This is a genomic window from Micromonospora sp. WMMD980, from assembly GCF_029626035.1.
In the GTDB taxonomy this organism is placed as follows: domain Bacteria; phylum Actinomycetota; class Actinomycetes; order Mycobacteriales; family Micromonosporaceae; genus Micromonospora.
The window spans coordinates 1-19724 of sequence record NZ_JARUBE010000002.1 but is presented as its reverse complement, the minus strand read 5'-3'; the positions used below and the strand labels follow the sequence as shown (position 1 = coordinate 19724).

Genomic DNA, 19724 nt, shown 5'->3' with positions numbered 1-19724 from the left:
GTCCCAGGTGTACTTCGTCATTTCCGTCTCCCTCTCGCTCCCTGTACCTATAGTCTAACCCATGCAGTGGACGATCGTCCACTGCATCTCGCCACTTTCTCAAATATTTTCCGGAGTTGACGAAGGTCCACTCAGCGGATAAATTGGGAGCATGGGAAACCCGACCATCGACCCCGACATCCCCCGCCTCTACAGCCTCGCCGAAGCAGCCACCCGCCTCGGCTACAGCTCCAAACAGGGACTCCACAAGCGCCTGGCAGCAGGTGAGATCCCCTGCGGGCGGGTGGGCACCACATTCGTCCTGCGCGCCGACCTCATCGACGCCCTCGCCGAGCAGGAACGCCCCACCGAATAGCCCCGCACACGACGCGGCCCCTGTCTCCACCCGGAGACAGGGGCCGCTCTTTCGCGTCCGAGGGGCTACGTCAACAATTGCGGGACGCGGTTGCGGTGCACGCCGAGCCGACGCGCAATCTCAGCGTTCGACAACCCGCCGGCCTGCATCTCCCTGACCGCAGAGCCCCGGACCGCCCGGAGCGCCTTCTGCTGGACCGGCGCGTCGGCCAACTGCTGCCCGGCCAGCCGCGCCCGCTCCGCCGGATCCTCCACGGCCTCGATGGCATCGGCGGCGGCCTCCCACTCGGCTGGCAGGTCGCCCGCGTAGCTGGCGAGCCTGGCGCGCGACACCTCGCGCGCCCTAGCGACCATCGCAGCCCGCTCGGCCGGATTGTCGGCGACGTTGTACCTGGGCGACTCCTGGGCGATGGTGGCCACCTCGGCGCGTTCCGCCGTCGGTCTATCCGGCAACCAGTCGTAGGTGGTGCGAGCGGGGTCGACCTCCGACCACCACGGCTTCTCCCGCCGGTGCGCGCCCATGCGGCTGGCGGGGGTGCTGGTGATCCCGACGTACAGGAGCTGGCCGTCGCTGTCGCGCAAGCGGTAGAGGGCGGTGGGGACGGCGGCGGGGTGGGTCACTTCTCGTCTCCGGCCTGGCCGTCGGGGTCGAGGTGTCGGTAGACGGTCGAGCGGGCACGGCCGGTCCGCTCGGCCAGGTAGGCCGGCTTCACGCCGAGCTTGTGGGCTGCCCTGACCTTCTCCCACAGCTTCTCGTCGACCTCGTCCGCGTGCTTCGTCGCCCGCTCGACGTCGGCCATCGCGCGCCGTTGCGCCTCGGTCTCGGGAGTCCACTTGGGTCGCGCCACGCGCATGATCTTAGCCCTTCGCTGTCCGATGGTCGTACACCCTTGCCCGTCTGCCCGGGGCGCTGTTAGTGTTGCATCATCGGACACTAACCCACAAGCAGAGGGAGCCAGATGGGCCTGTTCAGCAGGAAGCCGAGCGTCCCGAACACGATCAGCGGCAAGCAGATGGCCGACCTGTCCCGCCGGGCACAGAAGGCCAACCCGCAGATGTTCACCGCCAAGGCCATCAAGCAGCGCAAGGCGTCGCAGGCGCAGCAGAGCAAGGCCAGCCAGAGCTGACCAAGTAGGCGGCCCCCGGCCGGGCGACTCCACCGCCGGCCGGGGGCCTTGACCGGACCCCCTGGAGGCCCGACCCATGTCCATGATGATCGACCGGCTCGTGAAGCGCACCGTCCTGGTGTGCGCCGTGCTGGCCACCCTCGCGTTCGGCGTCAACCACCACGACCACCCGTGCACCGGCCAGCAGGTCGGCGCGGGCGGCATGTGCGTCTCCACCGCCTGGACCGGAGGTGCCGCGTGACGCCCGCCCAGTACGTCCTGATGATCGTCGTCGGTGGGACCGGCACGCCGCTGCTGGTGGCCGAGATCGCCCGCCGGCTGGTGGAGGGCCACGCCAACACCACCGCCCGCGCGATCCGCGAGCAGCAGCCCGCCGCACCGGCCCGGGCCGCCGCCGTCCGTGAGAAGGAGTTGACGCGGTGAGCCTTTTTCGCCGGTTGATCCCCGACCCGGAGCTGGAGCGCGCCCGCGCCGAGGCGTCCCGGGAGCAGGCCCGCGCCGACCTGGAGCGCGCCCGCGTCGAGGCGCAGATCCAGCGGGAGCGCCAGGCCGCCGACGCCGAGTTCGCCCGCCAGCAGACCCTCGCCGACGAGGAGGAGAAGCGGCGCCGCGACGGCGTACGCCGCGCCGAGCGGGAGGAGCGGTCCAAGCGGCGGCGGAAGGCCCGCGCCGAGTTCGCCGCGAAGCTGCGCCCGGTGCTGCCGCTGCTGCTCATCAACGGCGGCGCCGCGTACGCCCAGGGCGCGTACGCCTACGAGGAGATCGCCCCCGCCCACTGGAACACCCCGTCGAAGGTCGCGTTCGCGGTCGCGTTCTCCGCCGCGTTGGAGTCGATCGCTGTGTACGTGCAGTGGCACGCCCACGACGCGCTCCTGCTCAACGCGCACGCCACGGCGGCCGGGCTGCGGCGGGCCGCGTGGGGCATCGCCGGGGTGGTGGCGGCCATCAACTACGCGCACTTCGCCGGTGAGGGCATGGCGCCGACGTCGGCGGCGGTGGCGTTCGCGCTGCTGTCGCTGCTGTCGCCGTGGCTGTGGGGTTTGCACACCCGCCGCGCTCAGCACGTGCAGCTGCTCGCCGAGGACGCCAACCTCATCGACGAGGGCGGCGTGGAGTTCTCCCCGCAGCGGCGGCGCGCGTTTCCGTTCCGGGCGTGGCAGGCCCGCCGCTGGTCCATCGACCACGGGGAGCGGGACCCGCGCCGCGCCTGGGACGGCTACAACCGCGACCGGCGGCGCCAGCTCGCCCAGCGCCCGCCGGCCGGCCGGCTCCGCGCGGCGGTCACCGTGCTGCGCGGCAAGTCCGTCCCGGCCGGCCCGGTCATCGACGGGGAGGTCAGCGACAAGGAGCAGGAGCTGATCGACCTGGTGCTGGCGCAGGCCCGCGCCGCCGGCCCTCGACTGAGGGCGCGGACCGCCACGGCACGCAGCTTCCACTGGCCCGCGCCGCCCGCCATCCCGCCGACCACAACCCGCCACGACGACGGCCTGGACGCGCTCGTGGTGGCGACCTCGGAACCCGCCACCCCGCCCGCCATCGACCCGCCACCGGCCCGCCAGCCGGAGCCGACCGAACCCGCCACCGTGGCGACCCGGCAACCCGCCATCGTGGCGGCTGCCGCACCCGCCACGCGGATCACCCGCCGGGTCGCCATCGACCCGCCAGTGCGACCCGCCAAGTCCAACGCCGACCGGGTCGCCGAACTGGTCGCCAAGAAGCCCGCCATGACGCAGGAGCAGGTCGCCAAGAAGCTCGGCCTCGGCATCCGCACCGTCCAGCGGTACTGGCCCAAGAACACCACCACTGATCGCAAGGAGGACTGACCCCCGATGCCCGAGCAGATCGACCTGGACGAGCTGGAGCCGGTCGTCCCCGCGCCCCGCCCCGGCGAGCCCGACTACTACGAGCCCCGCGGCGAGCAGGTCGCCATCACGCCCGGCACCGACACCGGCAAGCCCGTCGACCTGCCCCGCACCTCCACGACGTTCGCCGACGTCAGCTCGCGGTACAGCGGGCCCCGCAAGCCCATCGTGCCGGCCACCCTGCGCTCCAAGGCGGGCCGGCACGCCATGGTGCAGTGGGCACTCGCCTTCGCCGGCTACACCCTCGCCTACCACGTCACCCGATCCCCGAAGTACCTGGCGAAGACCGCCGTCTTCGCACCCTGGGGGGCGCTGCGGCTGTCCGGCAAGGCCATCCACTGGACGTTCGACCTGGAAGGCTTCGGCATCCGGCAGGACGCCGCCAGCCGCAACAACGTACAGGACTACCTGGCCCTGTCCCGGCAGCGTGACCGGCGCGTGGGCGCCCGCGCCTGGCTGGCCGTGCCTGGGGTGCTGCTGCTGGTCGTGCTGGCGCTGCTGCTGGTGTTCGTCGCGCCGTGGTGGGCGCAGGCCCTCGCCGCGGCCGTCCTGGTGCCGCTGTTCGCGTACGCCGGGCAGCCAATCGACGCGCCGATCGTGGACCGGGTGTTCACCGCTGACAGGTTCGTCCGCCTCACCGCCACCCTGACCCGGCAGGCGATCCTGGCCTGCAACGTCAAGGGCATCAAAGAACCGAAGGACATCAAGTTCCTGTTCGACATCTCTCTCGCCGGCCCCGGCCACGAAGCTCTGGTGCTGCTGCCCGCCGGTGTGCTGGCCACCGACGTCATCGACGAGCGCGACCGCCTCGCCTCCGGGTTCCGGCTGCCGAAGACGCAGGTGTGGCCGGCCACCGTCCCTGGCGAGCACCCCGGCGTACTGTCCATCTGGATCGCCCAGAAGCCTGTGAGCAGCATGAAGGCCCCGGCCTGGCCGCTGCTGGAGAGCGGCACGTTCGACTACTTCACTGACAAGTTCGTCTACGGCCACGACGAGCGGATGCGGCCCGTCTACTACTCCCTGGCCGAGAAGAACTCCCTGTTCGGGGGCATCCCCGGTTCCGGGAAGACCCTTGCGGCGCGGCTGGTCATGCTCGCCGCCATCCTCGACCCGCTGGTCGTGCCGCTGGCGTTCGACCTGAAGGGCTCCGGTGACCTCGACTGCTTCGAGCCGCTGTGCCCGGACGGGCTGCACGGCTCCGGCGCCGACGAGGGCACCAAGGCCGCGGCGATGGCCGCCCTGGAGTGGCTGCTGACCGAGTGCGACGAGCGGGCGCCGCTGGTCCGCAAGTACGCAGCTCAGGGCATGAACACCGCCAACAAGGTCAACCGGCGGATGGCCGAGCACGACGCCCGGCTGCGCCCGCTGGTGGCGTTCTTCGACGAGATCCAGGAACTGATCACCGACCCGACCCACGGCAAGCGGGCGAAGTTCCTGCTCACGTCCATCGTCAAGCGTGACCGGGCGCTCGGCATCCACCTGATCCTCGCCTCGCAGCGCATCGACAAGGAGTCGATCCCGAAGGGCATCAGCAGCAACATGGCCCTGCGGACCTGCCTGGCGGTCACCTCGCACACCGAGGTGAACCTGGTCCTCGGCACCGGTGCGTACTCCGCCGGCGCCCGGCCCACCGAGTTCGAGACGGGCGACTCGACCGGCCCGAAGGACTCCGGGTGGGGCTACCACGCCGGTGACGGGCCGATCCGGCCGCGCCGGTCCAGCTTCGTCGACAACCCGGCGGCCGAGCGGGTCGTGCAACGGGCCCTGGAGATGCGCCAGGGTGACAAGCCGGTCGAGGTGCCGCGTATCGCGCTGCGGAACCTGCTCGCTGACGTCCGGCAGGTGTGGTTCGAGGGCGAGGAGGCGATCTGGTCGGAGCTGATCGTGCCGCGGTTGAAGCATCTCGACCGGGACGCGTACGGCGATCTGACCGTCGAGGTGTTCGGCGCGTGGATGGCTCGGGCCGGGGTGAAGACGGAGAGCATCAACCGGCGGATCGACTCCAGCTCGACCAAGCGGGCCACCCGGGCCGGCGTGAAACTGGCCGCCCTGGAGGCCCGGATCGCCGAGAAAACCGCCGAGACGATCGCCTCAACCGACCTCGCTGAGGTCGAGGACTGATAGCCCCTGCTAGGGCTAGCGCTAGCCCCTCCTCTAGGCCCTCTGAGCTGGGAACTAGGCGCTAGCCCCGCAGGCGGTCCGATCCCCGGAAACGCCCCCTGGAGGCGCTGTGAGAGGCACGCTGACCACTACCGCTATCGGTGTCGCCCTGGTCCTGTTCGTGGTCGCCAGGATCGCGCTGTTCCCGCTGAAGGACTGCTGGTGCTGCAGCGGGCAAGGTGTGCACCGCTCCGACCTGAACCGGAAGCATCAGCGCCGCTGCTGGTGGTGCAAGGGCACCGGCAAGCGGTGGCGGATCGGGCGCCGGATCTGGAACCGGATGCGGCAGAAGCACCACGACGCCCGCTGACCCGGACGCAGCGACGCCCCCGACCACGCGATGGTCGGGGGCGTCCTCGTGTTCAGCGGGCGAGGGCGGCGGCGCGCTTCCGGCGGTGCTCGGCGAGGAGCTGGGCCGCGTACGCGCCGGCCTCGCACGTCCCGGCCCGACAGTCCGGGCACTGCCGGTGCGCCTCCAGGATCGTCGCCCCGACCGCGACGTCGCCCCGCTGCCCGAGGTCCGGGCACATCCCGGTCACCGGTTCACCGCGTCGTACAGAGCCGGGATCCAGACCGCCACCTTCACGCACCACTCCCGCGCGCACGCCACCGACTCCCAGTGGCACTCCGGCATGTGCACCAGCAGCCACACCCAGCCCGGCACGCCCTCCATGTCGCCGACCTTCACGACCCGCACGTCCATGTAGATCGTGCCGAGCTGACCCATGTGGCTCGCCCACTCGCCGGGGCGCAGCGACACCCTGGTCCCGGCCGGGATCTCGGGGACGGTCACCGGTACTCACCTCCGCCCTCGTTGCGGATGCGTGCCGCCTGGTCGAGTAGGCGGCGGCGCGCGTTGCGCGCATCCGCCTCGTCTACGCGCCGCCCGAGAGTTGGGCGGGTCGACGGTTCGGGCCGACCGATCAGCCGGCGGACAAGGGTACGGATCGGCTGTGCCACACACGCCTCCCTCGGTCGGGTGGGCGCGGCGACGGGTGTCGTGGTGCAACCTCCGCCGCCGCTACCCGGGGCGCGGTGCTCGCGGACAGTGGGCCCTGTCGCTCACGCCGTGCCCGGCCGGATGCGACCGCAGCCACGCTCTGGGTGCTGAAGGCTTCGCACTGCCGCATCCGTCGCCAGCGAACAATTCGCCGACGCATTGGTCACGATCGCATCGTTCCTTCAAGGTCACAAGAGCGACACGGATAGTGAACAAGAAGAGGGCCGGCACCCCGGATGGGATGCCGGCCCTCTTATCGCGAGGAATCAGATGTGGTCGAACGCCCCGGCCTTCGCCCCGGCCAGGAACGCCGTCCACTCCGCCCGGTTGTAGACCTGGATCGGCGCATCCGCGCCGGCCTTGCTGTCGGCCACGGCCACGTCCCCCGATCCGTCGGCCGCCACCGAGAGGTAGATGCACCCCTCGTTGCCGCCGGACTCCGGGCTCTTCTCCCACGCGGCGAAGCGCGGGTCAGTGGTGTTGCTGAATCGCGGGTCGGACATCGGATCTCCTCACATCGTGGCGGCCAGCTTGTCGGCCGCCTCGCGGATGTACGCCGCACTGTCCGCGTCAGACAGTGCGGCCTCACGCAGCCGCAGATGCAACTGCGCGTACCCCGACACGTCCTCCGGCTCCGTGACGAGTAGCGCTTTCGTCACGTTGTCGACCACCACGATCGGCGGATCGTCCATGTCGGGGTAGCTCACGTGGCTGTACGGCGCCCGAGGGGCGTAGCCGTCGGCCAACTGCTGCGAGTCCAGCGGCACCACCCGCACGCTGACGTGCTCGGCGCCGATCAGCGCCAGGAGGTGGTGCAGCTGCTTCAGCATCACGTCGGCGGGCACCGGCCGTCGGCGGATCGCCTGCTCCTCCAAGACCAGCTCGTAGTTCGCTTCACCACCGCCGACGCTCTGCCTCTGCCGCTGCATCCGGCCCCGCACGATCGCGTCGGTGTCGGTGATCGGTCCGTCCCCCGTGACCGCGAGAACCCGGTGGTGGGCGTACTCGGGAGTCTGCACGAGACCGGGAAGCAGCATGCCGGCGTACTCGCGGATCATCGACGCACCCGCCTCGACGAGCGCCCAGGTGCGCTGCCCGTCGCCCATCCGGCTGTGGGCAGGCGCGTCCCACCAGCGGCCGGTGAGCGCGTCCTCGGCGTACGCCTCGATGCGCGTCCAGTCAGGCCCGCCGCGCGGCACCTCAAGGGCGTCGAGCAGCCGCCGGATGGACAGCAGATTGGCGCGACGGTGCACGTCGCCGAACGGGTTCTCGGTCCGGGAGATCACCGAGGCGGAGATGCCGCTGCGCCGGCTCAGCTCGGCGTGGTTGATGCCGCGGTCGAGTCGCAGCTTCAGCAGCGCGGCGGAGAGCCGCCGCTGGCGGGCCAGCGGGTTCGGGGTCACCGGTCCGACCTTCCTTTGCCGAGTCGAATCGTGCCGGTCGGCACGACATGAGCGTACTCAATGCGCACCGGCGACGGCGTTACCTGGATCGGTGTGCCCCGATACGCTGGGATGCACCCTCGACGCGGGTCGGGGCGGAGGGCCTGGCCGCGTCAGCCGGGCCCTCCACCACGCGCAAGGGGGACCCCGGGATCCCCGGGTGCCGGGATGTGAAGGCGTGTGCGGTCCGTACCGTGCGACCGTGCTCGACCCCCACCTGGACCGGCCGCTCTTCCGGCAGCTCGCCGACGCCCTGCGGGACCAGATCATCACCGGCCAGCTCACACCGGGCAGCGCCGTGCCGTCCATCAAGGCGCTGGAGCACCGGTACGGGGTCAGTCGGGAGACCATCCGCCGGGCGCTGGCCGCGCTGCGCGTGGAAGGCCTCGTCGTCGCCGAGCGGGGCTACGGTACGCGGGTGGTCGACGAGCAGCCGCGCGAGCAGGTGAAGGTCCCTCGCGGCGCCCGGGTGCGGTCGCGGATGCCCACCGAGGCCGAGCGCGCCGAGCTGGGCATCGAGCCGGGCGCCGTGGTGCCCGTCCTGGTCGTGACGCTCGGCGGCCGGGTGCGTGGCGTGTACGCGGCAGACCGCGTGGAACTCACGTTCAGCTGACCGGGAATGTGCGTTACGCACACGTTACGGCCGGTGCGGGATTTTTCGTTGTTGGCTGAAACTTCTTGAGTGTCGTGCAGGCCGGGCGCATGATCGGCGATCTACCTTGCAGAAAGCGCGCGGGGGTGCGCGCTCAGTGATCATGTGGGGGACGTCATGTCGAACAGGAGTGACAACACAGCCGCCGCAGCACCGATCCGGCTCGCCATCGCCCACCAGCGAGCCCACGACAAAGCCGAACGGGAGCAGCGCACCGCCCACGGACCCGGCCGGTGGCACCGAGGGCTGCTCGTCGCCGCCACCATCGCCGCACCGGCCAGCTGGATGGGACTCGCCTGGGCCGTCGCCATGTGGCACAACCACCAGGCGCTGTTCGGCCACCTCGTCTACGTCGGGTTCGCCACCGTCCTCGCACCCGTCGCCGTCGTCCTGGCCGTCGGCTACGTCGTACGGCGGGGCCAGGCCGAACAGCACCACGAACTCCTCGTCGCCGTCGACGCGCTGCTCATCGAAGCGGCGAAGCGCGACGCCGACCTCGACCCCGCCAGCGCCGAAGCCGTCGAACGCATCGGCATGCGCCTGCTCAACGGCACCAGAACCAGCTGATCACACACGGCTAATAGCACTTTGCAATTCTCCACGATCGTGGAGTATTAGAAAGTGCGAGAACTGCTACCAGCGGAATTGCACTTCCACGCGCTCATTCTCCGGCTGCCGCCAGTGCTCCGCCGGCCGGACCACGACCCGCTCGACCACCGCGCGTAGCGCCTTCCCGCGCTCGGCCATCGTCATGTCCGGCCACAACCGAAGCAGCGTCTCCACCGCCGTCGCCTCCCGCTCCGGGTCGGGCACCTCCACCGCCGGCGCCAGGCGGGCCAGCTCGGCGGCGGCTGCCTGCTCCGTACGGCGCAGGCCGGACAGGGCCTCCTGGTAGACGGCGTCGGGTAGCTGGTCGAGCGCGTTGCGCGTGGCCAGCTTCACCATCGCGGCCCGGGCCTCGGCCACCTCCCGCTCCAGCCGCCCCCGATCCGCGCGCCCGGCGGTAGCCCGGGCCAGCCGCGCCGCCCGCGTCCCGGCGTCGGTGCGCAGCCGCCGCGCGTAGTCGGCGACCTGGGCGAGCACCTCGTCCTCCACCCGGGCCAGCAGCGGGCGGCCCACACCCGGGCAGCCGCCGCCCTTCACGTCGCCGCGGCCCTGCCCGCAGACGAGGCGGTCCCCCTGCCGCTGAAGCCGGTGACCCTGCGGGCATTCGACGAGGCCCACCAGCGACCAGGTGTGCGCCAGCGCCCGCGGCGGGGTTCCCGCTTCCCGGGCGAGCCGGCGTTGCACCCGGATCCACGTGTCCGGGTCGGTCAGGGCGTCGTGCTCGCCGGGTAACACCTGGTCGCCGGCGACGACCAGACCGAGGTACGCCGGGTTCCCGAGCAGCTTCTTCACGTTCGGGGTGTGCATCGGGGTGGCGCGCACCCCGGCCAGGTAGGCGGTGACCTCGCCGATCGGCTCGTCGGCGGCGTACCGGCGGAACACCTCGGTGATCGCCGGCCCGAGCGTCAGGTCCGGGGTGAGGCGCTTGCCCTGCTTGACGTAGCCGAGGGGGCGGCCGTGGTGCTGGCCGCGGTCGGCGCGGCGGGCGATCGCGGCGGACCAGCCGCGGCCGATCTCCCGGGCCCGGTACTGGGCCACGTTCAGCATGTTGATCAGCATCATCTCGCCGGCCGGCGTGGACGTGTCGATGTGCTCGGTGGCGGAGATGATCCGCACGCCGTCGGCCGCCAGCTCGCGCAGGAAGAGCAGGCTCTCCAGGACGTCGCGGCCGAAGCGCGACACGTCGTAGACGGCGAGGGCGTCGAGCTGGCCGGAGCGGGCGAGCGCCCGTACCCGGTCGATGCCCTCGCGGCTGAAGTGGGTGCCGGTGACGTCGATGTCGTCGATGACGGCGACTTCGGTCATGCCGTGGGTGGCGCGGCGCATCGCCGCGGTCTGCACGTCGGGCGAGTGGAAATCGTCTCCTGACCTCCCCATCAACGAGCTGACGCGCACGTAGAGGACGACGCGGGTCGGTCGGTCCGGAACGGCGGCGAGCGGGCGGCGGCGGGGCATCAGCTCGCGGCGCGGTCCGGCCTCTGCGTGCCGCGCTCCTGCTGCTCGGCTACCTGAGCCAGGTAGCGCAGTGTGGCCCGGATGGTGGCCTTCTCGGCCTCGCTGGCGTCTGGGCTGGTCAACCGACGCATGATGATCTTCAGGTCGGGGTCGAGGGGCACATCGCGCGAGGGTCGGGTCTGCGCAGTGGTGCCGCTGCGGAGCCCTGCCGCGGCGAGGGCTTCGTCCGGGTCCAGGCCGAAGAGGCCCGCGAATGCCTCGACGACGGGCGCCCTCTCAGGCCGGCTCTCCCCGGACTCCCAGCGACCGATCGTGCCGCGGTCCACGCTGAGGCGGCGGGCGAGCTCAACCTTGCTCATCCCGACGTGCTCGCGGGTGGCGCGCACGTATGCGGCCCAGGTGCCGCGTTGGGGTGCTGGAGTGGTGCCCACGTGCACACCGTAGAGCAGCCCGCCGTGCATTTCCGCAGGTCGCGGGGGGTCTGGGTGGGTGGTGTGGCGCTCTTGCCGCATCCTCTGGCGTCTGCGCCGAAGTAGACGGACGTCACTCTCTCCACGTTGCATGCGTGCAACGGTAGGTGCCCGACCGGTCGCGCTCAAATCAGCCGAACGGCTGATGTGTTGCATGGTTGCAACATCACCGTGTTGCGGCGTACGGTCTGCTGCATGAGTGCAGCACCGACACGAGGCGACATTGCAGCATCGTCGCCGATCCGGCTGCGAACCGACGTGTTCGATCGGCTCGCGACATCCCTCGCGGACACCGAGCAGGACCGGGCGAACCTGCTCGGCCTCGACCGGGCCACCCTCTGGCGCATCCGCAAGGGGCAGACGCCCACCCTGCGGGTTGCCATGCGCATCGCCGAGTCCCTCGGCTCCACCGTCGACGAGCTGTTCGAGGTCGCGCCGTGACGCACCCGCCCAGCGGCCCACAGACGCCGCCGCCGCCGTCCGGCCCCCGAGTCCCGAAGGTCGCCCCGATCGACCCGGACAGCCCCGCCGGCCGCGCCGCCACCGAGGCGCTGTCGCAGGCACTCGCCGAGATCCAGGTCGCCATCTGGCGGCGCAAGGCCGCCGCGAAGAACGCAGCGGCCTGAGCACGACGAAGCCCCCGCCGTCCGACCGGCAGGGGCTCCCCACCCGGATCCAAGCCCAACACGAGGAGTCCAAGTGCAGACGCAGAGTACCCCGATCATCCGCCGGGACCTCCACACCAGCCCGGCTTCCCTCGCGGCCGCGCTCCGCAGCGCCGCCGACCAGCTCGACCTGATGGGCCACGTCGAGATCAGCCCCATCGCTCTCCAGCTCAACCTCCAAGCCGTGGCCCACCAAGGCACCTTTGAGCAGCGCAAGGACACCATCGACGCGCTGGGCATCGCCCTGGTCGGCGAGCCGGGCGTCACCGAGGACTGCGACGGCCCGTACCACCGGCTGCCCTTCGAGCACCGCGGAGCGCGGGGCGACTGCGACATCGCGCTCTACACCGCCAGCAACGACTCTCGCCGTGGCGGCGCCCGATGAGCCACCCGACGAACCCGTACCCCGGCCCGAACCCGCCGACCGGGCCCGGCCCGTGCGTCGACGACCCGACCGGCCTGACCTTCGACCGGGCCGACCTGGACGAGCCGGCCACCACCCGCACCGCCGGCGCCGGCTGGGCGGTCACCGGCCGGGGCCCGTACGCCATGCAGATCAAGGACTGCTGCGGCATCGGCGCCGGCGAGGCCTGCGACTGCGCCGAGATGACCCGCCAGCTCCACCACGCCCCGGTGATCCGGCTTGCGCCGTTCAACCTCCGCCAGCTCGCCGCGCAGCACATCACCGCCGCCGAGCAGGACCGGCGAGAGCGAGGTGCCGCATGAGCCTGTTCCCGACTCCGTTCCGCCTCACCCTACTCGACCGGGTCGCCGCCGGCACCGTCCAGTACGGCATCGGCCCCGACGGCTCGCCCACCGGCCCGCGGCGCGCTCCGGCCGCCTGGGACGTCAGCGACCCGCACCGTGGGCCGCAGAAGGTCACCGCCGCCATCACGGAGATGGCGACCGCCGGCTGGGTCGAGCGTCCGGACCGGTCTGCGGTCTGGCGGCTGACTCGGCTCGGTCGTGCCGTTCACTCCGTGCGGCTCATGGACTACGGCACGCACGCCGTCGCCGAGACCGGCCCCGTCGACGAGCCGACGTACCTCGGCATCGTTGAGGGCGACCCGAACCGGCCGTCGCGGTGGCTGGCCCGGGTCGGCCCGGACACAGTCGCCGGCCTGCGCCGGCCCGCCGCGGTCGCCGCGCTGCACCGCCTGGCCGTCGCCGCGGTCGTCGCCATGGAGGCCGACGCCCTGGACGGTGCCGCGTGACCCGCCGCCGCACGTGGGGCCTCGCCCTGCTCACCAGCCTCGCCCTCTGGACCGCCCTCTACGGCATCGCCCACTGCGTCGCCACCGCCACCTGGAACTTCGTCACCCTGCTCGCCCAGGCGGCGGCATGAACACCGCGCTGACCATCTGGGCGCTCGCGTCCATCGGCGTGTGCGTGGTCGTCGCCCTGGCTGTGTACGGGCCGGTGCTCGCCCCGGTACGCCGCGAAGGCCGCGCCGTCACCCGGGCCGCGCAGACCGCGACCGCCGCCATCGAGGCTCGGGCCGCCGAGGTCGACCTCACCCCCGCGCAGCAGCAGGCCATCGACGCGTTCCGCGCTCAGCTCGCCGCGCTGCCCACCGCCGCCGAACCCCGGCCCATTTGGAAGGACCTCCTGCCGTGAGCACCACCTACACCGGCCGGCACCGCCGCGGCGCCGTCGTGCCCGCCCCCGCCGACTACAACCCCCTCGCACCCGCCGACCGGCAAGCCCTCGCCCCCCACCACTGGGCCGACCGGGCCCTGCCCGCCGGCCCCGACGAGCGCACCGGCCGCATCGACCCGACCGTCGTGCAGGCGCTGCGCCAGCCCACCCCCGTCGACCAGGACCGCACGCAGATCCTCGCCGACATCCGCGCCGGCGCGAACACCCCGCCGGAAGTCCTCGCCTCCCTCAACGCGTGGAAGGCCGCCGGCTGCCCCATGACCGACGAGACGGGAGACCAGCAGTGACCGCCCTCACCATGCCGGCCGCGCCGGAGGTCGCGCCGATCGACCTGCGCGCCATCCGGCTCATCGCCGCCGGCTACACCGTCCGCCAGGTCGCCCGCAGTCTCGGCTCCAGCGAGGCCGCGACCTGGTCGCGACTCGCACGGATGCGCAGGCAGCTCGGCGCGAAGACCCTCACGCACGCCGTCGTCATCCTGGCCCGCGCCGGCCAGCTCGACCTCACGGAGATCACCCGATGACCGACACCGACCTGCGACTGGCCGACCTCGTCGGCACCGAACAGCCGCCCCCGCCGGCGCCCGTCGCCACCGGCGACCTCGACTTCGCGCCCCAGCAGGAAGAGGCCATCCGCCGCATCACCGACTGGTACGCCGACGGGGACAGCCAGGTGTTCCGGCTGTTCGGCTACGCCGGCACCGGCAAGACCACCCTCGCCCGGCACATCGTCGAAGGCCTCGGCGTCTCCGCCCTGTACGCGGCGTTCACCGGCAAGGCCGCCTACGTCCTGCGGTCGAAGGGCTGCGACGGCGCGTCGACCGTCCACAGCCTCATCTACCAGCCTGTGGAAAAGGCCCGCAAGCGGCTGGAGGGGCTGAAGGCGCAGCTGCGCGACAGCGACGACCCGGGCGAACGGGCCGAGCTGGCCCGGCACATCGCCGCCGAACAGGCGAAGATCGACAGCCCGGACTGGATCCTCCGCGATGAGTCCGAGCTGTCCGCCGCCAACCTCCTCGTCCTCGACGAGGTGTCGATGGTGGGCGAGCGGATGGCCTACGACCTGCTCACCTACGGCACGAAGATCCTGTGCCTCGGCGACCCCGCCCAACTCCCGCCGGTCGACGGCGGCGGCTACTTCATCAACGCCGCACCCGACCACCTCCTCACCGAGATCCACCGCTCCGCCCTCGACAGCCCCGTCACCCGGATGGCCACCGCCATCCGCGACAGCCAGCCCGGCCAGCGCAACTACGGCATCACCGGGCAGGACGGCGACTCCGGCCGCCTCGACCGCATGTCGATCGGTGAACTGCTGGAGTTCGACCAGGTCCTCGTCGGCCGCAACGCCACCCGCTGGCAGGCCGTGCACCTCCTGCGGGCGCTGCGCGGCCTCACCGGCGGCCCCCAGGCCGGCGACCGGATCATCGCCCTCGCCAACAGCGGCGAGGCCGAGGTGTTCAACGGCCAGCAGTTCGACGTCGTCGACACCCTCGACAGCGACCGACCCGACCGACACCGCCTCGTCGTCCGCGACGACGAAGGCAACCAGCGGGACCTGACCTGCTGGGCGTCCGGGTTCCGCGACCTGGAGGGCGAGAAGCAGGCGAAGCGGGACGGCCGCGGCACCGTCGTGGCCGCCACCTTCGCCCAGGCCATCACCACCCACAAGAGTCAGGGCTCCCAGTGGCCCCGCGTCCTCGTCGTCGACGAGAGCTCCGTCTTCTACGGCGCCGCGTACCGCGAGCACGCGAAGACGCTCGGCCCGGCCGCTGCCGCGATCGAGGGGCACGTCAACGGCCGACGGTGGCTGTATACGGCGATCACGCGGGCGTCACACCGGGCCGTCATCGTTCCCAGCCTCAACGGAGTCCTCTCATGACCACGCCGAAGCGCATCCAGCGCCGTCGTACCCCCGGCTGGCGGATGCCCGCCAACACCGCCTACGTCGGCCGCCCCACCAAGTTCGGCAACCCCTTCGGCTACCACCAGCAGATGGGCGGCCTCGTCCACTACGGCCCGAACCACCTGGAGCGGTTCGGCCGCGCCTGGGACTTCGAGGGCCGCATCAGCGGCGACGGCAACCGCCACGACATGTGGTTCAGCCAGGAGGACGTCGTCGAGACCTACGTGCGGTGGGGCACCCGCGCCGAGCTGGTCGAGCTGTTCCGGCTCACCCTCACCCGCCCGACGCCCGGCATGCTCTTGTCGTACCCGAGCCGCGGCGGCCGGTTCCTCAAGGTCTCCATCGCGGACATCCGCCGCGACCTCGCCGGCAAGAACCTCGCCTGCTGGTGCCCCATCGGCGAACCCTGCCACGCCGACGTCCTCTTGGAGATCGCCAACGCCCCGGTCGTCGCTGAGCTGGTGACGGCATGACGTCGGCGGTGGACAGCGAGCTGGCCGCGCTCATCGAGTCGCTGCGCCTCGCCCCGACCCCGGCCGCTCCGGCCGAGCCGCGCTGTGCGGTCACCGAGCTGCTCGTCACCGCCTGCGCGCACTGCCGGCCGGCCGTCGACGAGGAGCCGGCCCGCCTCGGCCCGTGGATCAGCGCCACCTACCGCGGCCGGTGCGGCGGCTGCGGCGCCACGATCGAGGAGCTCGACGAGATCCGCGCCGACCCGACCCGGGGCGGCTGGCTCGGCCGATGCTGCGGCGAGCAGCCGGTCACCGCGCCGGCCGGGCAGACCCCTGACGGGCTGATCGTCGCGCCGGCGCCGCAGATCGCGGTGCCGGCCGGCCCGCCGCCGTCGACCGTGGCCGAGATGCGGGAAGTCCTCGGTGACCTCGACGCGTCCCGGCCCCGCAGCCAGCAGGTCCGGCTCGGCCCGTCCGAACTGGGCACCCCCTGCCAGCGGCAGATCGCCATGAAGCTCGCCGGCATCGTGCGGCAGCCGGAGGACAAGCGGCCTCCGTGGGCGCCGATGCAGGGCACCGCCATGCACGGCCTCATGGAAGAGGCGCTGCGCTTCCACAACGCGCAGCTCGGCCGCGAACGGTGGCTCGTCGAGGAGGCCCTGGTCGTCGACCCCGGTCTGCCCGACGTCGACCCGATCACCGGCCACGGCGACGCGTACGACACCGACCACGGGATGGTCGTCGACTGGAAGTACACCGGCGTCACCGCCCTGCGCGCCGTCAAGCGCAAGACCGTCCCCAACGACCAGCTCGTCAAGCCCGAGTACCGGGTCCAGGCCCACCTGTACGGGCGCGGCCACGAGCGCGCCGGCCGCGACGTCCGCTACGTGCGGCTGGTGTTCCTGGCCCGCTCCCACGACTACGCGGACAGCGCGGAGTGGACCGAGGAGTACCGGCCCGACATCGCCGAATGGGCCGTCAACCGGTTCTACGAGACCCACGACCTCATCGGCGTCAACGGCCTCAACCTCGCCGCCAACCCCGAACTGTGGCCCGCGGTGCCCGCCGAGCCCGGCAAGGCGTGTTCGTGGTGCCCGTTTCGAAGGGTCGGCGGGCCGGCGGACCAGACCGGCTGCCCGGGCGATACCGACCAGAAGATCAACAACCAGCTCCGTGGGCTGATCGCATGACCGCCACCACGCTGGAGCGCCTCCGCCGCGGCTTCGTGCAGGGCGGCGACGACGAGTGCTGGCTGTGGCATCGGGCGAAGGACCCGTTCGGCTACGGGCGCATCTGGCACGACGGCGGCATGCGCCTTGCCCACCGGGTGATGTTCGAGCTCCACCGCGGCCCGGTCCCGGAGGGCCTAGTCCTCGACCACCTGTGTCGGGTGACCAGTTGCGTCAACCCGGCTCACCTCGAACCGGTGGCGCACGCGGTCAACGTCCGGCGAGGCAACTCCGGCAGGGCGCAGGCGGCAAGGACCCACTGCCCGCGCGGCCACGAGTACACGGAGGACAACACGCACATCGGGAAGAGCGGCAGTCGCTTCTGCCGCACCTGCGACAAGAGCCGAAGCCAGGACAAGAACCGGATCCGGAACCTCCGGAGAAGAGGAGTCATCAAGTGACCAGCATCGATGCAAACAGCCTTTTGATGGGTGGCGGCATCAAGTCCGTCAACTGGAAGGACAACCCGGTCGGCCACACCGTCATCGGCACCATCACCGAGACGCCGAAGGTCGAGCAGATGAAGAAGTTCAACTCCGACGAGCTGGACTTCTGGCCCTCCGGCGACCCGAAGATGCAGATCATCGTCACCCTCCAGACCGACCAGCGGGACCCGGCCAACGCCGACGACGACGGCAAGCGCCGCCTGCACATCTCGCCGCGCATGATGACCTGCGTCCGCGAGGCCATCCTGAAGGTCGGCGCGAAGGGCCTGGAGATCGGCGGCCGGCTCGCCGTGCAGCGCGTCGGCGGCACCGGCGCCGTCGGCGACCCGTACACCTTCGCCGCCGAGTACGGCGCGCCGACCGTCGACCCGGGCGGCCTCCTCGGCGGCGGCCAGGGCACGCCGGCCGCCGCGCCGGTGTCGGCCGCGGCGCAGTCCCTCGGCATCAGCACTCCGCCGGCCGCCACGGCAGGTATCGCGTGCCCGCCCGGCATGGACCCGGGCAAGTGGGCCGCCCTCCCGGTCGAGCAGCAGCGCGCCATCTCCGCCGCCATGGCCCCCCAGCCGGCCACCCCCGGTGTCACCCCGCCGTTCTGATCCCGCCCGCTCCACCCAGCTCAACCGCCGGCCCCGACCCCGCCCGGGGCGGGGCCGGCCCCATCAAGATCGGAGCATCGATGACCATCACCACGGCGGGACGGCCCCACGGCTACGCCCGATACAAGCTCGATGGCTGCCGCTGCTACACCTGCTGCTTCGACGTCTCCGAGTACAACCGGCGCCGCGACAAGGCCATCGCCGCCGGCACCTGGCGCAGCGACACCACCCCGGTACGTGCCCACATCCGCTCCCTGATGGCCGCCGGCATGGGCTGGAAGCAGGTCGCCAAGACCGCCGACGTCAACCCCAGCACCGTCGGCCGCATCCTCTACGGCCGCCCCGACCAGGGAACCCCACCACCCAAGACCACCCGCTACGACATCGCCCAAAAACTCCTCGCCGTCAAGCTGAACCTGCACCCCAACACACCGATCGACGCCACCGGCACCATCCGCCGCATCCGCGCCCTCGCCGCGATCGGCCACACCCTGACGGCCATCGCCGAGGGGATCGGCTGGACCCTGCAGAACCTCAGCCACCTGGCGCACTCCGACGCCGGCCCGCGCGGCCGCCACGTCGAGGTCCGCACCGCCCAGGCCGTCGCCGGCCTCTACGACTCCTGGTCGATGACCGTCCCCACCGGCTGGGTGTGCGACCGGGCCCGCCGGCGCGCCGCCGAACTCGGCTGGCCGCCCCCGCTCGCCTGGGACGACGACCAGATCGACGACCCGACCGCCACCGCACACACCAGCGCCGTTCGGAAGGCCACTGCGTGAACGCCACCATCGACCAGGCCGCCGTCCGCCGCTGGCTCGGCATCCTCCACGGCGACAGCCCAGGCCACGTGCACATCTGCTCCACCGACGACTGGACCGGCCGCACCTACCCCGCCGACCAGCTCGACGCCGCCGCCGGCTACGTCGCTCACCTCGACACGACCGGCCGCGAAGGCATCTACCTGCGGGTCACCAGCCTCACCCGGCCACTGCCGGCCGGGCAGCGCGGCGGCGCCGCCGACTCCGCCGCGCTGCCCGCCCTGTGGGCCGACCTCGACCTCGCCGGCCCCGGCCACGCCGAACAGGACCTCCCGCCCGACGAGACCGCCGGCCGCGCCGTCATCGCCGCCACCGGCCTGCCCGAGCCCACCATCTGGGTGCACTCCGGCGGCGGCCTCTACCCGATCTGGCTCCTCAACCAGCCCCACACGCTCACCGGCGACAACCTCGACCAGGCCAAGCAGCTGGCGAAGGATTGGCAGCGGGTCATCGAGCACGCCGCCGCCTCGCTCGGCTGGCGCTACGGCCGCGGCGTCGGCGACCTCGCCCGCGTGCTGCGCATCCCCGGCACCGTCAACCGCAAAGCCGGCCTCGCCCGCCCCTGCCGCATCACCGCCGCCATCCCCACCCGCTACACCGTGCAGCAGCTCGTCGACGCCCTGGCCGACGCCACCGCGCGCATCACCCCGCCCGAGCCGACCACCGTGGGCACCTCGCTGGTCGGCGCGCCCGCCGGACCACGACCCGACGGGCAGCTCGCGCCCGGCGAGGACTTCAACACGCGCGTCGAGTGGCCGCAGATCCTCGGCCCGGCCGGCTGGCGCGAGCACTACCGCTCCGACGACGTCACCTACTGGACCCGGCC

General features: G+C 72.1%; 32 protein-coding genes and 1 pseudogene. 25 read left to right on the top strand and 8 right to left on the bottom strand.

Annotated features, from left to right (window positions below; genetic code table 11):
- Nucleotides 1-151 precede the first annotated feature (151 nt).
- Nucleotides 152-355, top strand: a complete 204-nt coding sequence (locus O7618_RS00310; protein ID WP_278103983.1) for a hypothetical protein — start codon at nucleotides 152-154, stop codon at nucleotides 353-355.
- 65 nt (nucleotides 356-420) lie between these two features.
- On the opposite strand, the gene O7618_RS00305 is transcribed toward O7618_RS00310, so the two are convergent.
- Complete coding sequence (locus O7618_RS00305; RefSeq protein WP_278103982.1) at nucleotides 421-975, bottom strand: GIY-YIG nuclease family protein; 555 nt, start codon at nucleotides 973-975, stop codon at nucleotides 421-423.
- A complete protein-coding gene (locus tag O7618_RS00300; RefSeq protein ID WP_278103981.1) occupies nucleotides 972-1202 on the bottom strand; it encodes a hypothetical protein in 231 nt (76 codons plus the stop codon). Before O7618_RS00300 ends, O7618_RS00305 begins: the two co-directional genes overlap by 4 nt.
- A 111-nt stretch (nucleotides 1203-1313) precedes the next feature.
- Between O7618_RS00300 and O7618_RS00295 the strand changes: the two genes are divergently transcribed.
- The 6 genes from O7618_RS00295 to O7618_RS00270 all read left to right on the top strand — a co-directional run bounded on the left by O7618_RS00295 (nucleotide 1314) and on the right by O7618_RS00270 (nucleotide 5813).
- Nucleotides 1314-1481: a hypothetical protein gene (locus O7618_RS00295; protein WP_278103980.1), complete on the top strand. Its 168-nt coding sequence runs from the start codon at nucleotides 1314-1316 to the stop codon at nucleotides 1479-1481.
- Between the two features lie 76 nt (nucleotides 1482-1557).
- The gene (locus tag O7618_RS00290) at nucleotides 1558-1722 is read left to right on the top strand and encodes a hypothetical protein (protein ID WP_278103979.1); all 165 of its coding nucleotides are present in this window, start codon (nucleotides 1558-1560) and stop codon (nucleotides 1720-1722) included.
- Complete coding sequence (locus O7618_RS00285; RefSeq protein ID WP_278103978.1) at nucleotides 1719-1904, top strand: hypothetical protein; 186 nt, start codon at nucleotides 1719-1721, stop codon at nucleotides 1902-1904. Before O7618_RS00290 ends, O7618_RS00285 begins: the two co-directional genes overlap by 4 nt.
- Complete coding sequence (locus tag O7618_RS00280; protein ID WP_278103977.1) at nucleotides 1901-3304, top strand: hypothetical protein; 1404 nt, start codon at nucleotides 1901-1903, stop codon at nucleotides 3302-3304. Before O7618_RS00285 ends, O7618_RS00280 begins: the two co-directional genes overlap by 4 nt.
- Before the next feature lie 6 nt (nucleotides 3305-3310).
- Nucleotides 3311-5464 (top strand): FtsK/SpoIIIE domain-containing protein, encoded by a 2154-nt coding sequence (locus tag O7618_RS00275; RefSeq protein WP_278103976.1) that lies wholly within the window; start codon nucleotides 3311-3313, stop codon nucleotides 5462-5464.
- Nucleotides 5465-5573: 109 nt separating this feature from the next.
- The gene (locus O7618_RS00270) at nucleotides 5574-5813 is read left to right on the top strand and encodes a hypothetical protein (RefSeq protein WP_278103975.1); all 240 of its coding nucleotides are present in this window, start codon (nucleotides 5574-5576) and stop codon (nucleotides 5811-5813) included.
- A gap of 52 nt (nucleotides 5814-5865) precedes the next feature.
- Here O7618_RS00270 and O7618_RS00265 read toward each other — a convergent pair whose 3' ends face one another.
- The 4 genes from O7618_RS00265 to O7618_RS00250 form a co-directional block, all read right to left on the bottom strand.
- Nucleotides 5866-6042: a hypothetical protein gene (locus tag O7618_RS00265; protein WP_278103974.1), complete on the bottom strand. Its 177-nt coding sequence runs from the start codon at nucleotides 6040-6042 to the stop codon at nucleotides 5866-5868.
- Nucleotides 6039-6296: a hypothetical protein gene (locus O7618_RS00260; RefSeq protein ID WP_278103973.1), complete on the bottom strand. Its 258-nt coding sequence runs from the start codon at nucleotides 6294-6296 to the stop codon at nucleotides 6039-6041. The genes O7618_RS00265 and O7618_RS00260 overlap by 4 nt, the downstream gene beginning before the upstream one ends.
- Before the next feature lie 473 nt (nucleotides 6297-6769).
- Nucleotides 6770-7006, bottom strand: a complete 237-nt coding sequence (locus O7618_RS00255) for a DUF397 domain-containing protein (RefSeq protein ID WP_278103972.1) — start codon at nucleotides 7004-7006, stop codon at nucleotides 6770-6772.
- Between the two features lie 9 nt (nucleotides 7007-7015).
- Nucleotides 7016-7906, bottom strand: a complete 891-nt coding sequence (locus O7618_RS00250; RefSeq protein WP_278103971.1) for a helix-turn-helix transcriptional regulator — start codon at nucleotides 7904-7906, stop codon at nucleotides 7016-7018.
- A gap of 241 nt (nucleotides 7907-8147) precedes the next feature.
- Between O7618_RS00250 and O7618_RS00245 the strand changes: the two genes are divergently transcribed.
- Nucleotides 8148-8558, top strand: a complete 411-nt coding sequence (locus O7618_RS00245; protein WP_278103970.1) for a GntR family transcriptional regulator — start codon at nucleotides 8148-8150, stop codon at nucleotides 8556-8558.
- A gap of 156 nt (nucleotides 8559-8714) precedes the next feature.
- The gene (locus tag O7618_RS00240; protein WP_278103969.1) at nucleotides 8715-9164 is read left to right on the top strand and encodes a hypothetical protein; all 450 of its coding nucleotides are present in this window, start codon (nucleotides 8715-8717) and stop codon (nucleotides 9162-9164) included.
- Between the two features lie 66 nt (nucleotides 9165-9230).
- On the opposite strand, the gene O7618_RS00235 is transcribed toward O7618_RS00240, so the two are convergent.
- Together O7618_RS00235 and O7618_RS00230 are read right to left on the bottom strand one after the other, a co-directional pair.
- On the bottom strand, nucleotides 9231-10658 hold the full coding sequence (locus tag O7618_RS00235) for a recombinase family protein (RefSeq protein ID WP_278103950.1): 1428 nt from the start codon (nucleotides 10656-10658) through the stop codon (nucleotides 9231-9233).
- Nucleotides 10658-11089 carry a helix-turn-helix transcriptional regulator gene (locus O7618_RS00230; RefSeq protein WP_278103951.1) on the bottom strand — a complete coding sequence of 144 codons (432 nt, stop codon included), beginning with the start codon at nucleotides 11087-11089 and terminating at the stop codon, nucleotides 10658-10660. Before O7618_RS00230 ends, O7618_RS00235 begins: the two co-directional genes overlap by 1 nt.
- Before the next feature lie 234 nt (nucleotides 11090-11323).
- Here O7618_RS00230 and O7618_RS00225 point away from each other — a divergent pair, with 234 nt between their 5' ends.
- The 16 genes and pseudogenes from O7618_RS00225 to O7618_RS00150 all read left to right on the top strand — a co-directional run.
- Nucleotides 11324-11569, top strand: coding sequence for a helix-turn-helix transcriptional regulator (locus O7618_RS00225; RefSeq protein WP_278103952.1), 246 nt, complete (start codon nucleotides 11324-11326; stop codon nucleotides 11567-11569).
- A complete protein-coding gene (locus tag O7618_RS00220) occupies nucleotides 11566-11754 on the top strand; it encodes a hypothetical protein (protein ID WP_278103953.1) in 189 nt (62 codons plus the stop codon). Before O7618_RS00225 ends, O7618_RS00220 begins: the two co-directional genes overlap by 4 nt.
- Nucleotides 11755-11827: 73 nt before the next feature.
- Complete coding sequence (locus O7618_RS00215; protein WP_278103954.1) at nucleotides 11828-12178, top strand: hypothetical protein; 351 nt, start codon at nucleotides 11828-11830, stop codon at nucleotides 12176-12178.
- Nucleotides 12175-12519, top strand: coding sequence for a hypothetical protein (locus tag O7618_RS00210; RefSeq protein WP_278103955.1), 345 nt, complete (start codon nucleotides 12175-12177; stop codon nucleotides 12517-12519). Before O7618_RS00215 ends, O7618_RS00210 begins: the two co-directional genes overlap by 4 nt.
- Nucleotides 12516-13007 (top strand): hypothetical protein, encoded by a 492-nt coding sequence (locus tag O7618_RS00205; RefSeq protein ID WP_278103956.1) that lies wholly within the window; start codon nucleotides 12516-12518, stop codon nucleotides 13005-13007. The genes O7618_RS00210 and O7618_RS00205 overlap by 4 nt, the downstream gene beginning before the upstream one ends.
- Nucleotides 13004-13138: a hypothetical protein gene (locus O7618_RS00200; protein ID WP_278103957.1), complete on the top strand. Its 135-nt coding sequence runs from the start codon at nucleotides 13004-13006 to the stop codon at nucleotides 13136-13138. Before O7618_RS00205 ends, O7618_RS00200 begins: the two co-directional genes overlap by 4 nt.
- Entirely contained in the window at nucleotides 13135-13410 is a 276-nt protein-coding gene (locus O7618_RS00195) for a hypothetical protein (protein ID WP_278103958.1), read from the top strand. Before O7618_RS00200 ends, O7618_RS00195 begins: the two co-directional genes overlap by 4 nt.
- Nucleotides 13407-13739 carry a hypothetical protein gene (locus tag O7618_RS00190; RefSeq protein WP_278103959.1) on the top strand — a complete coding sequence of 111 codons (333 nt, stop codon included), beginning with the start codon at nucleotides 13407-13409 and terminating at the stop codon, nucleotides 13737-13739. The genes O7618_RS00195 and O7618_RS00190 overlap by 4 nt, the downstream gene beginning before the upstream one ends.
- Nucleotides 13736-13975 (top strand): hypothetical protein, encoded by a 240-nt coding sequence (locus O7618_RS00185; RefSeq protein WP_278103960.1) that lies wholly within the window; start codon nucleotides 13736-13738, stop codon nucleotides 13973-13975. Before O7618_RS00190 ends, O7618_RS00185 begins: the two co-directional genes overlap by 4 nt.
- Entirely contained in the window at nucleotides 13972-15333 is a 1362-nt protein-coding gene (locus tag O7618_RS00180) for an AAA family ATPase (protein WP_278103961.1), read from the top strand. Before O7618_RS00185 ends, O7618_RS00180 begins: the two co-directional genes overlap by 4 nt.
- Nucleotides 15330-15830, top strand: coding sequence for a DUF4326 domain-containing protein (locus O7618_RS00175; protein WP_278103962.1), 501 nt, complete (start codon nucleotides 15330-15332; stop codon nucleotides 15828-15830). The genes O7618_RS00180 and O7618_RS00175 overlap by 4 nt, the downstream gene beginning before the upstream one ends.
- Nucleotides 15827-16999 carry a hypothetical protein gene (locus tag O7618_RS00170; protein ID WP_278103963.1) on the top strand — a complete coding sequence of 391 codons (1173 nt, stop codon included), beginning with the start codon at nucleotides 15827-15829 and terminating at the stop codon, nucleotides 16997-16999. Before O7618_RS00175 ends, O7618_RS00170 begins: the two co-directional genes overlap by 4 nt.
- The gene (locus O7618_RS00165; RefSeq protein WP_278103964.1) at nucleotides 16996-17439 is read left to right on the top strand and encodes an HNH endonuclease signature motif containing protein; all 444 of its coding nucleotides are present in this window, start codon (nucleotides 16996-16998) and stop codon (nucleotides 17437-17439) included. The genes O7618_RS00170 and O7618_RS00165 overlap by 4 nt, the downstream gene beginning before the upstream one ends.
- The gene (locus tag O7618_RS00160; RefSeq protein ID WP_278103965.1) at nucleotides 17436-18080 is read left to right on the top strand and encodes a hypothetical protein; all 645 of its coding nucleotides are present in this window, start codon (nucleotides 17436-17438) and stop codon (nucleotides 18078-18080) included. Before O7618_RS00165 ends, O7618_RS00160 begins: the two co-directional genes overlap by 4 nt.
- An 80-nt stretch (nucleotides 18081-18160) precedes the next feature.
- The gene (locus O7618_RS00155; protein WP_278103966.1) at nucleotides 18161-18859 is read left to right on the top strand and encodes a hypothetical protein; all 699 of its coding nucleotides are present in this window, start codon (nucleotides 18161-18163) and stop codon (nucleotides 18857-18859) included.
- Nucleotides 18856-19724 (top strand): annotated as a pseudogene (locus O7618_RS00150) (DNA primase); the annotation flags it as partial. The gene O7618_RS00155 and the pseudogene O7618_RS00150, both read left to right, overlap by 4 nt.